Genomic DNA, 17,287 nt, shown 5'->3' with positions numbered 1-17,287 from the left:
ACGGCCGTCCGCGCCACGCGCTTTGAAAGGGACGAACCATGCGGCTCCTGATGATCGGGCGGCTCAACGGCGAGCTGATCACCGCCTCGAAGATCGCCATGCAGCGCGGGGCCACCGTGACGCAGGCCGATGCCGTGCCGCAGGGCCTCAACGTCCTGCGCGCCCGGGGCGCCGACCTGATCATGATCGACGTCTCGCTGCCGATCCGCGACCTGGTCACCGCGCTGGAGGCGGAGCGGATCCGCACGCCGGTAGTCGCCTGCGGGGTCTCGGCGGACGCGGAGGCCGCCGTTGCGGCGATCCGGGCCGGCGCGAAGGAGTACATCCCGCTCCCGCCCGATCCCGAGATGATCGCCGCGGTGCTGGAGGCGGTCACCACCGACCGCGCCGCCTTCGTCTGGCGGGACCCGTCGATGGAGCGGGTGGTCAAGCTCGCCGAGCAGGTCGCCCGGTCCGAGGCCTCCGTGCTGATCACCGGCGAAAGCGGCACCGGCAAGGAGGTGCTGGCCCGCCACGTCCACCAGAAGTCCAACCGGGCGGGCAAGCCCTTCGTGTCGGTCAACTGCGCGGCGATCCCCGAGGCCCTGCTCGAATCCGAGCTGTTCGGCCACGAGAAGGGGGCGTTCACCGGCGCCGTCGCCCGGCGCATCGGCCGCTTCGAGGAGGCCAACGGCGGCACGCTGCTGCTGGACGAGATCTCGGAGATGGACGTGCGCCTGCAGTCGAAGCTGCTGCGGGCGTTGCAGGAGCGGGTGATCGACCGGGTCGGCGGCACGGCGCCCGTGCGGGTCGACATCCGCGTGCTGGCCACCTCGAACCGCAACCTCGTGGAGGAGGTCCGCAAGGGCACGTTCCGCGAGGATCTGTTCTACCGGCTGAACGTCGTGTCCCTGAAGCTGCCGCCGCTCCGCGAGCGCCCGGCCGACATCCTCGAGCTCGCCCACCATTTCGCCCGCAAATACGCCGCCGTGAACGGCGTGCCGGTCCGCCCCCTCTCCGCGGAGGCCCGGGCCCTGGTGTTGAAGAACCCCTGGCGCGGCAACGTCCGCGAGCTGGAGAACACCCTGCACCGGGCGGTGCTGCTGGCCTCGGGCGAGGCGATCGGCTCCGACGCGATCCTCTCGCCGGAGGGCGAGGCCTTCGCGGCCGAGGGGCCGGCGGCGCGCGCCGCACAGGTTGCGGAGGCGGCGACGCGGGGCCTGGTGGGGCGGACGGTGGCGCAGGTCGAGTGCGACCTGATCCTCGACACGCTGGACCATTGCCTCGGCAATCGCACCCACGCGGCCAAGATCCTCGGGATCTCGATCCGGACCCTGCGCAACAAGCTCAACGAGTACGTCTCGGCGGGCCTCGACGTGGCCGAACCCGGCAGCATCCGCGCGAGCGCGGCCTGCGGGTAGGCATACGCCGCACGGGCGCATCGGTTCGGACGGCGGAGCCGGGACGAGGCCGTGATGCCCTGCCGGATCGGGCTGCAGCGCGCCACGAGCGCGTTCCGCGGCCCCTGCCTCGGGTCGCGGCGACCGCGTCGGCGCGCCTCGAAGGCGGGCTCCCGCCGACCGCGCGGTCCCCGGAGCGCTCCTTCGCGGCCCCGCCTGAGGCGGATCGGACAGCCGTCCGGAGTCTTCCCGGTGTCGGGCGGTGGATCGTGACGGTGCCGCCGGGCCCGGCTCCGCGCCCCCGTTCAGACGCCTGACCGGCGCCCTACCGCTTCCGGCCCTGCGCGGCCTTGGCGTCGGCGTTCTGCGCCGCGAAGGCCTCTTCGAGCTTGCGGAGCGACTGGAAGCGGGCGACGTCCCCCTCGATGTCGCGGATCGTCTCCTCGACGAGGTGGCGCTGGAGCGTCACCCGCGGGTCCTCGGGGGGCAGTGCCTCGCGCTCCTGCAAGCGGAGCACGGCCTGCCGCACGACGGAGTAGACCGCCTCGCGCTCCTCCCGGGTCATCGACGGCTGGATCGCCTTCGCGACGAGATCGGAGAAATCCGACATGGACGGTTAGACTTCGCTCTTTCACCGGGCCGCCCGGAGAGCCGGGCCGCCTTCCTCTACAGACCGCGCCGCGCGGGATCCAGATCCCGCCTGGAGGCCTACATTCTCTGGTCGCGGACACCCGCGATCAGGAGGGCCGAGGAACTCCAGATCACCAGGAAGCAGAAGAACGACACGATGAGGGTGTGCCACCGCTCGGGATAGAGGCTGTCGGTGGGCAGAACCGGCGGCACGAAGGTCGCCAGGAAGATGTGCTGCTTGGTGGCCGAGACGCGGGCGCGGTCGAGCAGCATGTGGGCCGATTCCTCCAGCTTCTCGGCGATGGTCCGCTCGACCATCAGACCCTCGTACTGGACCAGGGCCTCGGTCAGGTTCTGGCCGCCCGCCGTGCTGGCGCTGGTCAGCTCGGCCTGGAGCGCCTTCATCTGCTGCTCGATGGCCGCCAGGTTGGAGACGAGGACCTGGATGGAGCGCGAGCGATCGTCGAGGGTCGAGCCGCGAAGGACCTGCAGGTCGTTCTCGGCCTTCAGCTTGTCCTTCCGGAGCAGCATCAGGGTCGTCATCGTCCCCTCCGCCGTCTTGATCGGGTCGATCACGCCCCACTGGTTGCGGAAGGTCTGCAGCGCGAGGTGGGCCTTGCGCAGGCGCTCCTGGGCGACGGTCGCGTCGGACTCGGCCTGGGTGACCATGTCGGCCTGCGCGCGCTTCGAGATGTCGTTGATCAGCGCCTCGGCGCGCGTCACCACCTCGCGGGCGATGGTGAGGGCGTCCTCGGGGGTGAAGGCGCGGATCGACAGGCGGATCACGCCCGAGATCGAGTCGATATGCGCGTCGACGTGCTTGCGCCAGTACTTGGTGAGATCCTCGATCGGGTCGTTCGGGTTGAAGCGCGTCCAGAAATCGGCCTCGCTCCGCGAGAACATCTTCGATAGGCCGACGCTCTTCTCCAGCGCCTCGACCATCGTCTGACTGCTGATGTAGTCGCGGACGATGAAGCTGTCCTGGCTGTTGTGCTTCTGGATCAGGTTGGTGAACTGGCCGAGCGAGATGTTCTCCATCGGCTCGACGTTGCCGCGGACGGCGAACTGAGCCTCGGCCACGTACTGGTTGGACGCGAAGGCGAACAGGTACAGGCCGACCACGAGCGTCGGCAGCAGCACGAACAGGCTGACGCGCCGGATGAGCCGCGAGCCGTAGCTCGACGTATCCTCCTGGCGGGGACGCAGGCCCGGCAGCTGCGTCCAGTCCAGGCGCGCGCGCACCGAGGCGACCAGCGCCCGGGCGGTACGCTTCTCCGGGATCGGCCGGATCGTCTCCGCGCTGCGCCGCAGCTCGGTCATCGGCGATGCGGTGAACGTCACGAGTTCAGCTTCGCGCGTGTCGTCCTTGACGTCGTCGAAGTTCATCCGCTCATTGTTCCTGGATCTGCGCCGGTCCCGCTGCCGCGGCGCCGGCCTTAGGGCGACCCGTGCGCGGTACCGGGATCCCGTTCTTTTAGGCCCTTTTTATGGCGCCGATCCCCCCAGCCGCGCCGCGGCGACGGGCGACGTAGCCCGGCCCGGGTATCGCGGCCTACAGTCTCCGGATGATGACAGACCCACGTTCAGCGAGCGGCGCGGAGGCCGGTCCGGCCAGGAGCTCGACCAGCGGTCCGGCCGGGGGCCGGGCCACGGGTGGGGCCGCGAAGTCGGCCAAGACGAAACTCACCGAGATCGTGGTCGTGTGCTCCAAATGCGCCAAGCGGCAGGGCCTCCCGGCCCGGTCCGTCCGCGCCCTCCTGAAGAAGGCCGGGAAGCGGGCCGCCGAGGCTGCGGGAGGCGGGCCCCGGAGGAAGCTCCGCATCGTCGAAACCGGGTGCCTCGGCCCCTGCCCGAAGCGGGCGGTGGCGGTCGCCACCGGCGCGAGCCTCGCGGCCGGCCGGGTCCTTCTCCTCGATCCCGAAGCGGATCCCCAGGCGGCCCTCGCCGCCATACTCGACCCCGTGCTCCCGCCGGCACGCCCGCGCAAATCCGTCCCCGAATTCGGCCCCATTACCGCTCTAGCGGCGGTACCGCCTGACGAATCGCCGCCGGGCCGTTGACCGGCTCGAACCTGGAGCGCCCGCGCTTGCCCACCCTCCGTCGCGCAACCCGCACACCCCGCCCGTGAGCGGCGACCGCGCATCCTGGACGCGCCGGGCGTCCCGCGCGGTCGTGCGCCGCCTGCCCCTGCTCGGCACGCTGCTCGGGCTCGGCCTGGCGACCTGGCTCGTGGCGACCAACGATCTCGGGGCGGTGGCGGCGGCGTTCGGACGAATCGGGATGGCGGGCTTCGTGGGCGTCACGCTGGTGCGCGCCCTCGTGGTGATCGTCTGCGGCATCGCCTGGGCGCGCATCCTGGACGGACTCTCGCCCGCGCCGTCTTCGGCCTGCCTGATCCTCCGCTTCGTGCGCGAGGGCATCAATGTCCTGCTGCCGGTCGCCTCGGTGGGCGGCGACGTCCTCGGGGCACGTCTCCTGACTTTCTGGGGCGTCGCCGGGTCCCTGGCGGCGGCCTCCGTACTCGCCGACCTGCTGTTCCAGGTCGGGACGCTCGCCCTGTTCGCCGGTCTTGGGGCCACCCTCCTCAGCCACGTCGAAGGGGCCGCGGCGGCCGAACTCGCGAGCTGGACGCTGCGGACGCTCGCGGCAGCCGGCCTGGCGCTCGCGGCCTTCTTCGCGCTCCAGCGCACGGGGATCGTGCGGGTGGTCGAGGAGCGTCTCACCGCCCTCGGCCGTCGCTTCGTGCGCGAGACGGAGACGCGTCCGGAGCCGGGCCAGCGCATCCAGGGCGCCCTGGATGCGGTCTGGGCGCCGGGGCGCCGGGGGCATCTCGCCCAGTCCTTCGTTCTTCACGCCCTGGCCTGGATCCTGGGCACGGCCGAGGTCTTCGTCGTCCTCACCTGCATCGGGGTCGACACCGTCGGCCTGTCGGACATCCTCGTGATCGAGGCGCTCAGCCAGGCCATCAAGGCCGCCGCCTTCCTGGTGCCGAGCGGGCTCGGCGTGCAGGAGGGCGGCCTCGTGCTGGTCTGCGGCCTGTTCGGCATCGACGCCGGCACCGCCATCGCCCTCTCCCTGGCCCGCCGCGTGCCCGACGTCGTCCTCGGCCTGCCGGCCCTCCTCGTCTGGCAGAACCTCGAGGCGCGGCGGGCCAGCGTGCGCCCCGCGGCCCCGACCTGCGACCGTCCGTGATCACGATGCGCGCCGTGCCGATCCGTCCGAAGCCCAGGGTGCGGAAGCGCTCCCCCCGCATCCTCGGGCCCGCCCTGCTGGCTGGCGCGCTGCTCGCCGCCGGTCCGGCCCTCGCCCAGAGCGTCACCCTCGACCTCGGGGCCGGCGGCACCACCGAGCGCGCGCTCCAGCTCGTCGCGCTGATCACCGTGCTGGCGGTGGCACCCTCGGTGCTGGTGATGACCACGGCCTTCACCCGCATCGTCGTCGTGCTCTCGCTCCTGCGCTCGGCGCTGGGCACCCAGACGGCGCCCCCGACGGCGGTGATCGTCAGCCTCGCGCTGTTCCTGACCGCCTTCGTGATGGCCCCCACCGGCCGGGCCGCCTACAGCGCCGGGATCGAGCCCCTGATCGCCGGGCGGATCACGCAGGCGCAGGCCTTCGAGCGGGCCTCGGCGCCGTTCAAGACCTTCATGCTGCGCAACGTCCGCGAGAAGGACCTCAAGCTGTTCCTCGACCTCGCGAAGGTGCCGGTGCCGAAGGGTCCGGACGAGATCGGGCTCGAGATCGTCACCCCGGCCTTCATGATCTCGGAGCTGCGCCGCGCCTTCGAGATCGGCTTCCTGCTGTTCATCCCGTTCCTGATCATCGACCTCGTGGTCGCCTCGGTTCTGATGGCCATCGGCATGATGATGGTCCCGCCGGCCTCAGTCTCACTCCCGTTCAAGTTGATCTTCTTCGTGTTGGTCGACGGCTGGACCCTGGTGGCGGGCTCGCTTGTTCAAAGCTACGGCGGATAACGATTCAGCGATGCCATAGGGAGTGCTCGCGTCTGCTTTAAGGGACGTTTAGCACTCTCATGCGACCATTCCGCATGCTCTCAGTGTGCCGATTTCTACGCGATCGAAGAGGTGCCGCGGCCGTCGAGTTCGCCCTCGTCGCCGGACTGCTGATCCTGACGATCCTGTTCGTCATGACGGTCGCCATGATCCTGTTCGTCAACCAATCCATCGACTACGCGACGACCCGCGCGTCGCGGCAGATCATGACCGGCGCGGCGCAGGCCAAGTCCATGGACCAGGCCGGTTTCCGGGCGGCCCTGTGCGGCTACCTGCCGTCGATGGTGAAGTGCGGCAACGTCGTGATCAACCTCTACACGGTGCCCACCGGAACCTCGCCGAGCGGCTATTACAGCTACGTCAAGCCGGACGTCAGCGGATTGCTGATGCCGCCTCTGACGCCGGGGTCGGGCCAGTACACCCTCGGCCCGCGCGGCGCCTATCAGTACCTGCTGGTGGTCTACCCGATCACGTTCCTGCCCACGGCCTTCGCGACGGTGCTCGGCGGGAGCGGCACCTTCAACGGCTCGCCGGCCTACCTCGCCGTCTCGACGGCGGCCTTCCGCAACGAGCTGTTCTGATGGGCCCGGCGGTACGATCGGCGGCGCGGCGCTTCGGGACGGACACCCGGGCGGTGTCGGCGGTCGAGTTCGCGCTGATCTTCCCGGTGCTGCTGATCCTCATGATCGCCGGGACGCAGCTCGTCACCTACATCAACGCCACCCGCAAGGTGGAGCTGCTCGCCCAGTCGATCAGCCAGATGCTCTCGCAGGCCCAGCCGCCCCAGAATACGACGGTCGCCACCGTCAACGCCGCCGATCTGCATTTCAGCTTCGACTCGACCCTCGTCCTGTTCCCGTACCTCATGAAGGACGCCCCCCGTCAGGGCCTCCAATGGTGGCAGGACATCACGATCACCTTCGCGTCGGTCGCCTTCACGCAGACCGCCTCGAACTGCACCGGGACCACCGACCTCAGCAACTGCTACGCGGCGAACGTCGTCTGGACGAGCACGGGGACGAGCGGGGGCAACTACCGGCCCTGCACGCCGGCCCAGCTCCCGGCGGACAACACCGCCCCGCCCTCCCGCACCACGCTGCCGCGCTCCGTCTTCGGGCCGGGCTCGCTCATCGCGGTCGACGTGGTCTTCAACTTCCAGCCGAGCTTCGGCGCACGGTTCATACCGGCGGTGCGCATCGCCCGCTCGATGTACGTGCAGCCGCGCTACGCCGCCCTCGTCAATTTTGACACGACGGGCAACGATGGAATCGCCGTGAAATGCCCCGGTTACTGAACCCGGTCCGTCGCCTGCGGGACAGAGCGGCGGGGCTGCGCAGGGCGCGGTCGGGCAACGTGTCGATCCTGTTCGCGTTCAGCCTCGTGCCGATGGTCGGACTGATCGGCTACGGCGTCGATTACGGCGTCGCGATCACCGACAAGGCGAAGCTCGACGCCGCCGCGGACGCGGCCGCCATCGCGGGCGTCGTCTCCGCCAAGGCCTACTTCGCGGCGAACCCGATCCAGAGCAACCTCACCGCCAACGCCTTCGCGGCCGGCTCCGCCCAGGCGACCAACGCCTTTACGGTCAACGCCGGCAAGGTGCCGTTCGCGCAGGTGCAGCTGCAGGTGCCGCAGATCAGCCGCACCGGCCAGACCATCACGTCGTCGGTCACCTACACGGCCACGATCAAGAACAATTTCGGCCAGATCTTCCGGACGCCGACCACGACGATCGGCAATACGGTGACGGCCTCGGCCGACCTGCCCAGCTATCTCGACTTCTACCTCCTGCTCGACGTGTCCGGCTCCATGGGCCTGCCCGCCACGAGCGGCGGCATGGCGCAGCTCGCGTCCAGCAACAAGGACATGTGGTCGGACTACAAGCAGGGCTGCCAGTTCGCCTGCCACTTCCCGGGCTATACCGGCTGGAACCTCGCTGCCGGCAAGATCCAGCTGCGGTCGGACGCGCTGAACAACGCGGTCTGTTCCCTCATCTCCCGGGCGTCCACGCCGTCGATGACGAACCAGTACCGGGTCGGATTGTACCCGTTCATCAACCAGATGGGCACGCTCGCCGACATCAACAGCTCCATCGCCACGCTGAACAGCAAGGTCCAGTGCTCCCAATCGTGGCCGCTCGCCCTGACGAGCCTCCTCGATACCGGGACGACCCAGCTCTACACCACCAACGACCCGAGCACGGGCACGGGCGCGGGCGGCACGCATTTCGAGGTCGTGCTGCCCCAGATGAAGACCACCATTACGGCGGCGGGCGGCTTCGGCGACGGCTCCAGTGCTCTGTTGCGGCGGCCCTTCGTGTTCCTGGTCACCGACGGCATGCAGAACAACCAGCACTTCGCCATCAACCAGAACGGCAAGTACTACTATCCTGGCAACCCTTCGAGCTTCACGGGCTACGGCGCCGGCAACTGGGACGGCTCGCAGCCTTCGCAGATCGACCCGTCGCTCTGCACGGCGCTGAAGACCGCGGGCGCGACGATCTCGGTCCTCTACATCCCCTACAACACCATCAGCTTCACGGATTACGGCGGGGGGATCGCCTGGGAGAACAACCGCGTGAACGGGTTCAGCCCGACCCTGGCAACGCCGCTCAAGAGCTGCGCGTCACCGGGCTTCTTCTACACGGCCAACAGCCCGAGCGACATCACGGCCGCGCTCAACGCGATGTTCGATCAGGCGCTCGCCGTGGCCCGTCTCACGCAGTAGAGCCGCGGGACGCGTCGGTCGGGCGCGCGGGCGGTTGCGTTCCGGCGCGACGGGCGGCGGCCTGCGGATCCGGACCCGCGCGAGGGCGATGAAGGGCGCGCGGCGCTGCGCCCCGGGGCAGGGCCGCGTCGGCCTGAACCGGCCGGGCGATCCGGCGGGATTGGCCCCCTGCCGGCCCCGGACGGTCACCACCCGCGCGATCCTGCCGTCAGCCGGGGCGCGGCGCCTCGTGGGCCCGCCGCCAAGCCTCGCCGTCTCGCACCGGAGTCCCCACAGGGACGCCGTCGACCTTCAGGACGATGTCGGGGTCGACCACGCGGGCGGAGGTCACCCTGGCGGCGACTCCGCGGTGGCGGCGCTGCTCTGCTGCGCGCTGCCGGGTGCCCCCTGCGCGCCCGCCGGGGCTTCCGGACGGCCCCGGTCGGGCGTTGCGGCGTCGGGGTAGCGCTTGCGGTACTCGGCCAGGAACGCCGACAACGTGTCGGCTTTGCTGGCGCGGGCCGCGATGGCGCGGAAGCCCGGCGCCCGGGTGGGGTTGGCGCCCGTCAGCAGCGCGAAGGTGCGCGCGTCCGGACTCACCGCCATGGTCTCCGAGAACTTCGCCTTGAGCCGCTCCAGTCCGATCGTCTCGCCGGAGAGGTCATAGGCGATCGCGGCGCGGATCGCGTCGGCCCGCGACTGCTCGTCCAGGGGCTGGCCCGACCGCCACGCATCGCCGAGCAGCGCCTCGTGCGACTCCCCGGCCTCGCGCCAGCGGCGGGCGCCCCAGTAGACGTCGGCGCGCAGGCGCTCGACGTCGGGACCGCTTTCGCCCTCCAGCGTTTCCAGGGCGAGGTCGGTGCGGGTGAGGTCCGACAGCGCCCGGGCGCGGATCAGTCCGCGGGCGCGCTTCAACTCGCCGGGAAGCTCCGGCAGGTTGGTGGCGTCGAGCACCTGCAGCGCCCGCATCGGCTTGTCGTCCATCAGCCGCACCGTGGCGAGGCGAGCCGCGACGGCGGAGCGGGCCGGGCCGGTGAGGCGGTGGTCGATCTGGTACTGGAGGAGGTCGGCGGCGGAGTCGAGAAGGTCGAGGCCCACGAGACGATCGGCCAACCGGCGCACCACCTCGTCGCCGCGCCGGCCGATCGGGCTCAGCTCGCGGAAATCGAAGAACAGCGCCACGGCCTGGATGCCCGGAAGCGCGTCCCCCTTCTCGGTGAGATACAGATCCTCGAAGGCCGCCTGCGCCTCGCGCGTCAGCGCCTCCGAGGAGGCGGCCATCGGCGCGAACGTATTCGCCCGGCGCACCGCCGTGAAGGCGTCGCGCCAGCGGTTGGCGCCGAGGTAGAGGCGCGCGAGGCCGGCGGTGATGGCGTCCTCGATCGGGCCGCCGTGCCAGGTCAGGGCGAGGCGCTCCAGGCGCTCGACGGCCGCGTCCACGGTGAGCTTGCCGGAGGCCCGGGCGAGGAGCGCCCCGCGCAGGCCCGCTTCGGCCGCGACCGGCAGCACGCCGGCGTCCTGCAGGCGGGCGTAGGAATCGAGCGCCGCCGCGGTCTGGCCGGTCGCCTCGGCGACGCGGGCGCGGGTCAGGGCCAGCCGGTCGCGGATCCAGGGCTGCAGGTCGCGCTCCGGCTCCGCCCGGGCGGCGGCCGTCTCGGCGTCCCCCGTCTCGATCGCCGATTCCGCCGCGGCGGCGCGGATGCCTTGCGCGAGATCGGCTGGATAGCTCTGGGCCAGCGGCAGGACCTTCAGGAAGCCGGTCTCCGCCGCCTTCCAATCGGCGGTGGCGGCCGAGGCCATGGCGCGCCACAGGGCCGCCTCGGCATCGTCGGCGAGTTGCGGCACCGACAGCACCTTCAGGGCGTCGGCGTTCCGTCCGAGACGCACCAGCGCGAGGCCCCGCAGGATCGCGGTATCGCGCTGTGCGGCGAGCAGCGGGTCGTCGGCCGCCGCCGTCTCCAACGCCGCCAGGCCTTCGGGGTCGAGCCCGTTGGCGAGATAGGCCCGAGCCAGCGCGAGGCGCGCCGGGCCGCGCTCGGAGGGTGCCGCCGCGGCCGCCGCGGTGGTGAGGCCGCGCAGGGTCTCGCGCACGTTCCCGGTCCGCGCCCGGTCCCAGCTCTCGCGGGTGATCGCGAGCGTCCCCACCTCGGCGAGCACTGGGTCGGGCTTCCGTCCGGTGCCGGAAGCCGCGAGGCCGCCCGCTCGGCCGATCGTCACGGCGTCAAGTTCGGGCCGCACCTCCAGGTCGTCGGCGCCGGCCAGAACCGCGAGGCCGTGCCGGCTGGGCAGGATCTCGAAATCCACGAAGCGGCGGCTCTTCGGATTGCCGACGGGCTTCAGCGCAGCCGAAGTGACCACCGCGACGCGCTCGCCGTCGAGGTCGAGCCACGTCGTCGTTCCCGGGTGCGGCAGGGCGAGGGAGACGGCGATCCGGCCGGACGGGTCGGGCTTGCGCACGGGATCGACGGAGTCGCTCGGGCTCAGGGCGTCGCCGGCCGAGAGTTCCCAGGCCGGCCCGCTCCCCGTGGTGACCGCGTTGAGATCGACGAGACGGCCCTGCGGCACCGAGAAGCGCAGGATCGTGAGCGGCCCCTTCCGCTCCGGCGGTCCCACCGGGATCAGACCCTGGCGTCCCTCCGGTACCTTCACGGGCTCGGCGGTCTCGAAGGCCATCGTGGCGATGCCGCCGCGCTCGAACAGGGCGGCCGGCGGCAGGGCGCGGAACGGAAAGACGAGACCGGATCCGGCCTGGCGCGTCGGCGCCGCGTCGGCCGGGCGCTCCGGCGCAGCCGGCAAGGCCGGCGTGGCCGCGCGCACGGACGGCGTGGGCGCGGGGCGCGCCGCCGAGGCCGGACCGGATGCGGCCGGTCCCGGCACCTCGACGGCGGTCTTGGCGGGCTCTGGCGGCTTGCGCCGGACCACGTCCAGGATGAAGGCGTCGTCCTCGCGGTCGGTGCCGATCGTGAACCCGTCCTCGGGGGTGACGAGCAGGCTGGCCGAAGTCGCGTCCGTGTCGGTCGCCAGTTTCGCGATGCCGGGGCGCGGCCGGCCGCGGGTCTCGCCCGAATCGATGGTCCAGGAACCGACCACCCGCAGGCGCGTCGCCGGTCCTTCGGCCGTCACCGAGGTGACCGCTTCCGTCGGCAGGCGCAGCGACAGGCGCGTCAGGGTCGGGAGCCGCGCAATCTCGAGGGACAGGGGCTTGCGCACCGGCTCGGGGATGCGCGCCTTGAGGGCTTCCTCGGCGACCTGGGCCCGGCGGACGAGTTCCGCCACCACCTCCGGTGGGAGGGGCGGCGGCAAGCCGGACCAGCTCTCCGGCAGCAGGTCGACGAACACCCGCTCGCCCGCCGCCTGGAGATTGATCCGGTAGGGCCGCTGCAGGCCGACACGCAGGCCCGACCCGTCCGGGTCGCGCCGGACGCTGGACACGTAGACCGGCATCTCCTCGGCGAGGCGCTCGGGGCCGGCCGCAATGCGCTCTCCGTAGCCGAGGAGCAGCACGCCGCCGGCGAGCTTGGCCTTGACCGGGACCGGCTTGTCGAAGGTGAGCACGATCCGGCCGTAGCCGCCCGGACCGCTCCCGGATTCGCTGCCTTTGGCGCCGATCAACTTCGCGGCGAGAACCGGATCGATCCCGGCCAGGGGACCGGCCACGAGGGCGAGCAGGGGCAGCGACGCGCGCAGCAGCCGCGCGCCGAATCCTCGACCGATTCGGGGTCGCCCGCCCACCGATTCCATCCCCCGCCGATCCGATCCCGGCGCGCGGCACCGCCGCGACGCACAGCGCCACTTCCGGCGGGATCCTGCGGCAGCCGGACTAACGCTGGCTTAACCGTAACGGGGAAACTGGCCCGACGACCGATGCTCAGCCGCTCAGGGCGGCGGCGCGGTCGAGGGCCTGGGGGAAGCCGGTGAGCGGGACCTCGATCGTCGCCGGATCGGTGCCGCTCGCCTTCTGGCCGGTCACGAACAACTTCTTGGCGGTCCGCATGCCGTCGAGGGCCAGGGTCGGGAAGCTGATCGGCACGAAGCAGCCGTCGACCCCGCACATCGAGTAGGGCGCGCCCTTGCCGAGGGTCTGCTCGTCGAGCTTGAAGGTCACGCCCGCCTCGATGGACAGGCCGAAGGGCATCAACACGAGACCCTCGGAGCGTCCCCCCGCCGGCGATTGCAGCTCGACCGCGAACTTGCGCCGGCCGGTCTGCGAATCACCCTGCGACTGGGCCACGATGCAGGTCACCGTCTCGTTCGGGCGCGTGCAGGTCATGGTCCAGTCGCCGTAGCTCTCGCTGACCGTGCTGGCGCCCGTCGGCCAAGCGGCATGGGCCGCGGCCGGTCCGTGGGCGGCGGAACTCGGCGCGGTCTCGGCGGGCTTGGCGGCGGGCTTCGGCGCGGCCACCGGTTTCGGCTTGGGCTTCGGACGCGCCTTGGGGGCCGCCTCCGCGGGCGCCCCCGCGTCGGGCTCGGCATCCTGGGCCCGCGGCGTCACGGGAACGGCGAGCAGCAGCGCGGCGACCAGGCTGACCCGCACATGGGCTGAGAACGACGGCATGGAATCACGAACCCCCGGGCCATGGAGCGGCACAGCCGCCTAAAGCCCCAGCCGGGACGACGCAATCTCCGGACGTCGCCGACCCCCGTGACGGGGCCGGCGCGAAGCCGTGGCGTCGGCTCCGGCGTCAGAGCGGGTTGGGGCCGCCGACCGCGCGCGCCAGGGCACAGCGACGGGCGAATGCGGTCTCGGCCCCGTTGCGGGCCGCGCGGGCCACGGCGAAGACGAGGGTGAGGAAGCCGGGGTCACGGTCGGCGATCTCGATGACCGGGCCGGGGATCCGGGAGGTGATGAGCGCGAGCATGGCGAACTCCGAGGCGTGAAGTCCCGGGCGCTTCCATGATCCCTGAGCTTGCAGCCGTCTCGGCGGCTTTGCTGCATTGCAATATGAGACTTGCAATTCACGCCTGCCACCGGGAAAAGCGCGGGCGACGCATGCACCGGAGGCATGATCGTCGTCCTGGGCATCAGGCGAACCTTAACCTTTGTGCGGCCCGCCGTGATCCGTCGTCTGCGCGAGTCGGCCCTTCGCCACCCGAGGCAGCGCCGGCGCGGTGCATCCGGGCACGGACCCGGGGCGGGGCGCTGCGCCTCTCCCCGCAAGCCGCGGCCGATCTGTCGGCCCCTCCCACAGCGCGGCGCGGTTGACCGGCGGCGGTCGACCCGCCATTGAGCGCGCGTCCGGCGATCGGCCTCGAGCACCGTGCTGGCGCCGCCCGCGGAGCGCCTGTCGCCGCCCTGTCACACGCGCGCCATAACCCGCCCGCGAGCCAGACCCGCGGATGCGCCCGGCATCCGCCAACGAGGATCTCCCGCCATGACCGACCAGCCGACCCATCACCCGATCCACGGCCGCATCACCGGCCCCATCGTGATGATCGGCTTCGGCTCGATCGGCCGAGGCACCCTGCCGCTCATCGAGCGCCACTTCGAGTACGACCGCGCCCGCTTCACCGTGATCGACCCGGTCGACACCCACCGGGCGCTCGCCGAGTCGCACGGCCTGCGCTTCGAGACGGTCGCGCTGACCCCGGAGAACTACCGCGACGTGCTGAGCCCGCTCCTCACCGAGGGCGGCGGCCAGGGCTTCTGCGTCAATCTCTCGGTCGACACCTCCTCGCGCGCCATCCTCGAACTCTGCCGCGAACTCGGCGCCCTCTACATCGACACCGTGGCCGAGCCCTGGCCGGGCTTCTACTTCGACAAGAGCAAGAGCCAGGGCGACCGCACCAACTACGCGCTCCGCCAGGACATCCTCGACGCCCGCGCGCAGAAGCCCGGCGGCAGCACGGCCGTGTCGTGCTGCGGCGCCAATCCCGGCATGGTCTCGTGGTTCGTCAAGCAGGCGCTCCTGAACATCGCCCAGGATACCGGCCTCCAGCGGCCGGAGCCGAAGTCCCGGTCCGACTGGGCCGGCCTGATGAAGGACCTGGGCGTCAAGGGCGTCCACATCGCCGAGCGCGACACCCAGCGCGCCAGGACGCCGAAGCCGCGCGGCGTCTTCGTCAACACGTGGTCGGTGGAGGGCTTCGTCTCCGAGGGCAACCAGCCCGCCGAGCTCGGCTGGGGCACGCACGAGACCTGGAAGCCCGCCAATGCCCGCCAGCAGGAGAAGGGGTCGCGTTGCGCGATCTACCTGCTGCAGCCCGGAGCCGACACGCGGGTGCGCACCTGGGTGCCGACCGCCGGGGCGCAGTTCGGCTTCCTCGTGACCCACAACGAGGCCGTCTCGATCGCCGACTACTACACTGTCCTGGAGAACGGGACGCCGATCTTCCGGCCGACCTGCCATTACGCCTACCATCCGGCCGACGACGCGGTGCTCTCGCTCCATGAGATGTTCGGCAACGCCGCCAAGGTGCAGGCGCAGCACCACATCCTCGACGAGACCGAGATCGTCGACGGCATCGACGAGCTTGGCGTGCTCGTCTACGGCCACAGGAAGAACGCCTACTGGTACGGCTCGCAGCTCTCCATCGAGGAGACCCGGCGGATCGCGCCCTACCAGAACGCCACCGGCCTGCAGGTGACCTCGGCCGTGCTCGCCGGCATGGTCTGGGCCCTGGAGAATCCGGAGGCCGGCATCGTCGAGGCCGACGAGATGGATTTCCGCCGCTGCCTGGAGGTTCAGACCCCGTATCTCGGCCCGGTCGTGGGGGTCTATACCGACTGGACGCCGTTGACCGACCGCCCGGGCCTGTTCCCGGAGGACATCGACACCAGCGATCCCTGGCAGTTCCGCAACGTGCTGGTGCACGGCTGAGACGCCGGACCGCGCCCATCCGAGACGGGCGCGGGCTGGCACTTCGATCCGCGCCCCGGCTACTCGGCCTGACGCCGCGTCACCAGGGTGCGGCCGGGCTCGACCTCGTTCTTGTCCCGATAGAGCGGCACGATCGCGCGCAGCCAGCCGCGGACCTCGCGTCCGCGATAGTTCCGCTCGATCACGTCGTGCGTCAGGTAGGCCTGCAGGTTCACGGGCCCGAAATTGTACCCGACGAGGCCGCCCACGGCGATCTGCCCCTGCGGCCGGTAGCTGCCCACGCCGGTGGGCAGGTCGGTCGAGCCGAACGCCACCGCGCCGATCTGCCACTGCCCGAATTTCTTCGTCATGGTCAGATCGAGGTTCAGGTAATCCGGGTAGAGGGTGCCGGACGGCGAGCGGCTGTCGAGGAAGACGCCGTAGAGCAGGTTCGACGTGAGGTTCCAGCCCTGGCCGGTGTAGCTCACCGCGAAGCGGTGGCTCAGCGAGGCGGATTGGGTGAGGAATCGCGTCTGGATCGGCAGGTAGCCGCCGAACAGGTAGCTGACGCCGACATCGCCGCCGAGGTCCCAGGCGAGCTGGGCGGCCAGCAGCTGCTGACCGACGCCACTCTGATAGGCCGTCCCCTGGCTGCTCGCCGCCACGATCGGCTGGGTGAAGAAGAATTGCAGGCGCGCACCCGCGATGGTCCACGGCGTCGCCCATGCAAAGGTCGGCAGGTTGACGCTCGTCGACGAGTCGCGGGGCTGCGTGCTGCGCGTGCCGAAGCTCGACAGGTTCACGAAGTACAACCCGATCGGCAACTGATCGCCGACCGGCAGGCCGACCGTCTGCCCCGGTTGCGCGGCGGATCCGGCCCGCACGACTGTCGCGGTCGTTGCACTGTAAAGGGCAAGAGTCGTCGCCGCGACTCTGCGTGACGTCAGGCTAAATCCGGCCATGAGAGTTCCAAACCAGAGCCCGAGACCTGGGCTGATCAGGGTTGGACGCGCATCAGGACCGTCACCATCCTGCCGCTCCAGCCAAGCTGTGCGGAACGACACCGGAACAACATTTCACGGGCGGGGCGCGGGAATAGATCGAGATCCGGCCCGATCGGGTCCTATCGTCTGGACCACAGGCATCTGCCCCGCGGATTCGCGGAGGTCGCGGCGTTCGGCCGAAGCGGAGCGCCTCCGGACGGGCCGGGCTCGCCCGGCCGGGGACCGGCATCACCGCAGGGTGGTGCGTGGTCGTCCGATCTCCGGGACCGTCGCGACCGCGGCGTGATCGGATGCGCTGCGCCGCCCTCGTTCATGGAACGGGAGCGGCACCGGAGACCGGGCTGGCCGCCTCTCGCGCGCAACACGCGCGGGTGGCGCGGCGGCGACACAGGCCCGGCGCGCTCTGCCTAAAAAAGTGGCGGCGGCAGCAGACGACCGCTCAGGGCCGAAGCGGCGGCGCCGTCCACCCCTATCCTGTTGAGGTCTCGGATTTCGGTCGACCCGCACAGATCGACCAACATTACACTTAATTATCTGCCAGCTTTAATGCCAATGATTTTGGCAAGATATACGGATTTACACTCCGCATGTTCAAAATCATCCCGCTTGTAAGCGCGCGTTCGACTGTCAACATCGCACACGCCTGAACGATGATCCGACGCTCACGTCACAATCAGCCGAAATCGGTTTGCCATCGCCACTTGGCAGATCGCTGAAATCGAACTCGGCCGCGTGTGAGAGTGCGGTTATTGCCGGGGCTT

General features: G+C 70.8%; 15 protein-coding genes. 8 read left to right on the top strand and 7 right to left on the bottom strand.

Features of this window, described 5'->3' with window-relative positions:
- Positions 1 to 38: 38 nt before the first annotated feature.
- Positions 39 to 1,400 carry a sigma-54-dependent transcriptional regulator gene (locus tag MKK82_RS16840; protein ID WP_238286611.1) on the top strand — a complete coding sequence of 454 codons (1,362 nt, stop codon included), beginning with the start codon at positions 39 to 41 and terminating at the stop codon, positions 1,398 to 1,400.
- A gap of 304 nt (positions 1,401 to 1,704) precedes the next feature.
- On the opposite strand, the gene MKK82_RS16835 is transcribed toward MKK82_RS16840, so the two are convergent.
- Both MKK82_RS16835 and MKK82_RS16830 read right to left on the bottom strand, forming a co-directional pair.
- A complete protein-coding gene (locus tag MKK82_RS16835; RefSeq protein ID WP_238286612.1) occupies positions 1,705 to 1,989 on the bottom strand; it encodes a hypothetical protein in 285 nt (94 codons plus the stop codon).
- A 98-nt stretch (positions 1,990 to 2,087) separates the two neighbouring features.
- Entirely contained in the window at positions 2,088 to 3,395 is a 1,308-nt protein-coding gene (locus tag MKK82_RS16830; protein ID WP_238286613.1) for a capsule biosynthesis protein, read from the bottom strand.
- A 179-nt stretch (positions 3,396 to 3,574) separates the two neighbouring features.
- Here MKK82_RS16830 and MKK82_RS16825 point away from each other — a divergent pair, with 179 nt between their 5' ends.
- The 6 genes from MKK82_RS16825 (at position 3,575) to MKK82_RS16800 (ending at position 8,746) form a co-directional block, all read left to right on the top strand.
- On the top strand, positions 3,575 to 4,069 hold the full coding sequence (locus tag MKK82_RS16825; RefSeq protein WP_243986299.1) for a hypothetical protein: 495 nt from the start codon (positions 3,575 to 3,577) through the stop codon (positions 4,067 to 4,069).
- A 64-nt stretch (positions 4,070 to 4,133) separates the two neighbouring features.
- The gene (locus MKK82_RS16820; RefSeq protein WP_238286615.1) at positions 4,134 to 5,201 is read left to right on the top strand and encodes a flippase-like domain-containing protein; all 1,068 of its coding nucleotides are present in this window, start codon (positions 4,134 to 4,136) and stop codon (positions 5,199 to 5,201) included.
- A gap of 5 nt (positions 5,202 to 5,206) precedes the next feature.
- Positions 5,207 to 5,980: a flagellar type III secretion system pore protein FliP gene (gene fliP / locus MKK82_RS16815; RefSeq protein WP_238286861.1), complete on the top strand. Its 774-nt coding sequence runs from the start codon at positions 5,207 to 5,209 to the stop codon at positions 5,978 to 5,980.
- 74 nt (positions 5,981 to 6,054) lie between these two features.
- Complete coding sequence (locus tag MKK82_RS16810; RefSeq protein ID WP_243986295.1) at positions 6,055 to 6,600, top strand: TadE/TadG family type IV pilus assembly protein; 546 nt, start codon at positions 6,055 to 6,057, stop codon at positions 6,598 to 6,600.
- Complete coding sequence (locus MKK82_RS16805; protein WP_238286617.1) at positions 6,600 to 7,313, top strand: TadE/TadG family type IV pilus assembly protein; 714 nt, start codon at positions 6,600 to 6,602, stop codon at positions 7,311 to 7,313. Before MKK82_RS16810 ends, MKK82_RS16805 begins: the two co-directional genes overlap by 1 nt.
- Positions 7,298 to 8,746, top strand: coding sequence for a pilus assembly protein TadG-related protein (locus MKK82_RS16800; RefSeq protein ID WP_238286619.1), 1,449 nt, complete (start codon positions 7,298 to 7,300; stop codon positions 8,744 to 8,746). Before MKK82_RS16805 ends, MKK82_RS16800 begins: the two co-directional genes overlap by 16 nt.
- Before the next feature lie 208 nt (positions 8,747 to 8,954).
- Here MKK82_RS16800 and MKK82_RS33955 read toward each other — a convergent pair whose 3' ends face one another.
- The 4 genes from MKK82_RS33955 to MKK82_RS16785 all read right to left on the bottom strand — a co-directional run bounded on the left by MKK82_RS33955 (position 8,955) and on the right by MKK82_RS16785 (position 13,584).
- The gene (locus MKK82_RS33955; protein WP_279603059.1) at positions 8,955 to 9,077 is read right to left on the bottom strand and encodes a hypothetical protein; all 123 of its coding nucleotides are present in this window, start codon (positions 9,075 to 9,077) and stop codon (positions 8,955 to 8,957) included.
- Complete coding sequence (locus tag MKK82_RS16795; RefSeq protein ID WP_243986294.1) at positions 9,074 to 12,466, bottom strand: tetratricopeptide repeat protein; 3,393 nt, start codon at positions 12,464 to 12,466, stop codon at positions 9,074 to 9,076. Before MKK82_RS16795 ends, MKK82_RS33955 begins: the two co-directional genes overlap by 4 nt.
- A gap of 127 nt (positions 12,467 to 12,593) precedes the next feature.
- Positions 12,594 to 13,280, bottom strand: coding sequence for an invasion associated locus B family protein (locus tag MKK82_RS16790; RefSeq protein WP_238286621.1), 687 nt, complete (start codon positions 13,278 to 13,280; stop codon positions 12,594 to 12,596).
- A 127-nt stretch (positions 13,281 to 13,407) separates the two neighbouring features.
- Positions 13,408 to 13,584 carry a hypothetical protein gene (locus MKK82_RS16785; RefSeq protein ID WP_238286622.1) on the bottom strand — a complete coding sequence of 59 codons (177 nt, stop codon included), beginning with the start codon at positions 13,582 to 13,584 and terminating at the stop codon, positions 13,408 to 13,410.
- A gap of 513 nt (positions 13,585 to 14,097) precedes the next feature.
- Here MKK82_RS16785 and MKK82_RS16780 point away from each other — a divergent pair.
- Positions 14,098 to 15,543 (top strand): homospermidine synthase, encoded by a 1,446-nt coding sequence (locus tag MKK82_RS16780; RefSeq protein WP_243986293.1) that lies wholly within the window; start codon positions 14,098 to 14,100, stop codon positions 15,541 to 15,543.
- Between the two features lie 59 nt (positions 15,544 to 15,602).
- On the opposite strand, the gene MKK82_RS16775 is transcribed toward MKK82_RS16780, so the two are convergent.
- A complete protein-coding gene (locus MKK82_RS16775; RefSeq protein WP_238286624.1) occupies positions 15,603 to 16,484 on the bottom strand; it encodes a transporter in 882 nt (293 codons plus the stop codon).
- Positions 16,485 to 17,287: the final 803 nt, after the last annotated feature.

This window comes from Methylobacterium sp. E-046, from assembly GCF_022829625.1.
Lineage (GTDB): Bacteria > Pseudomonadota > Alphaproteobacteria > Rhizobiales > Beijerinckiaceae > Methylobacterium > Methylobacterium longum.
Note: the sequence above shows the minus strand (reverse complement) of the source record. Positions and strands in the feature narration are given on the sequence as shown.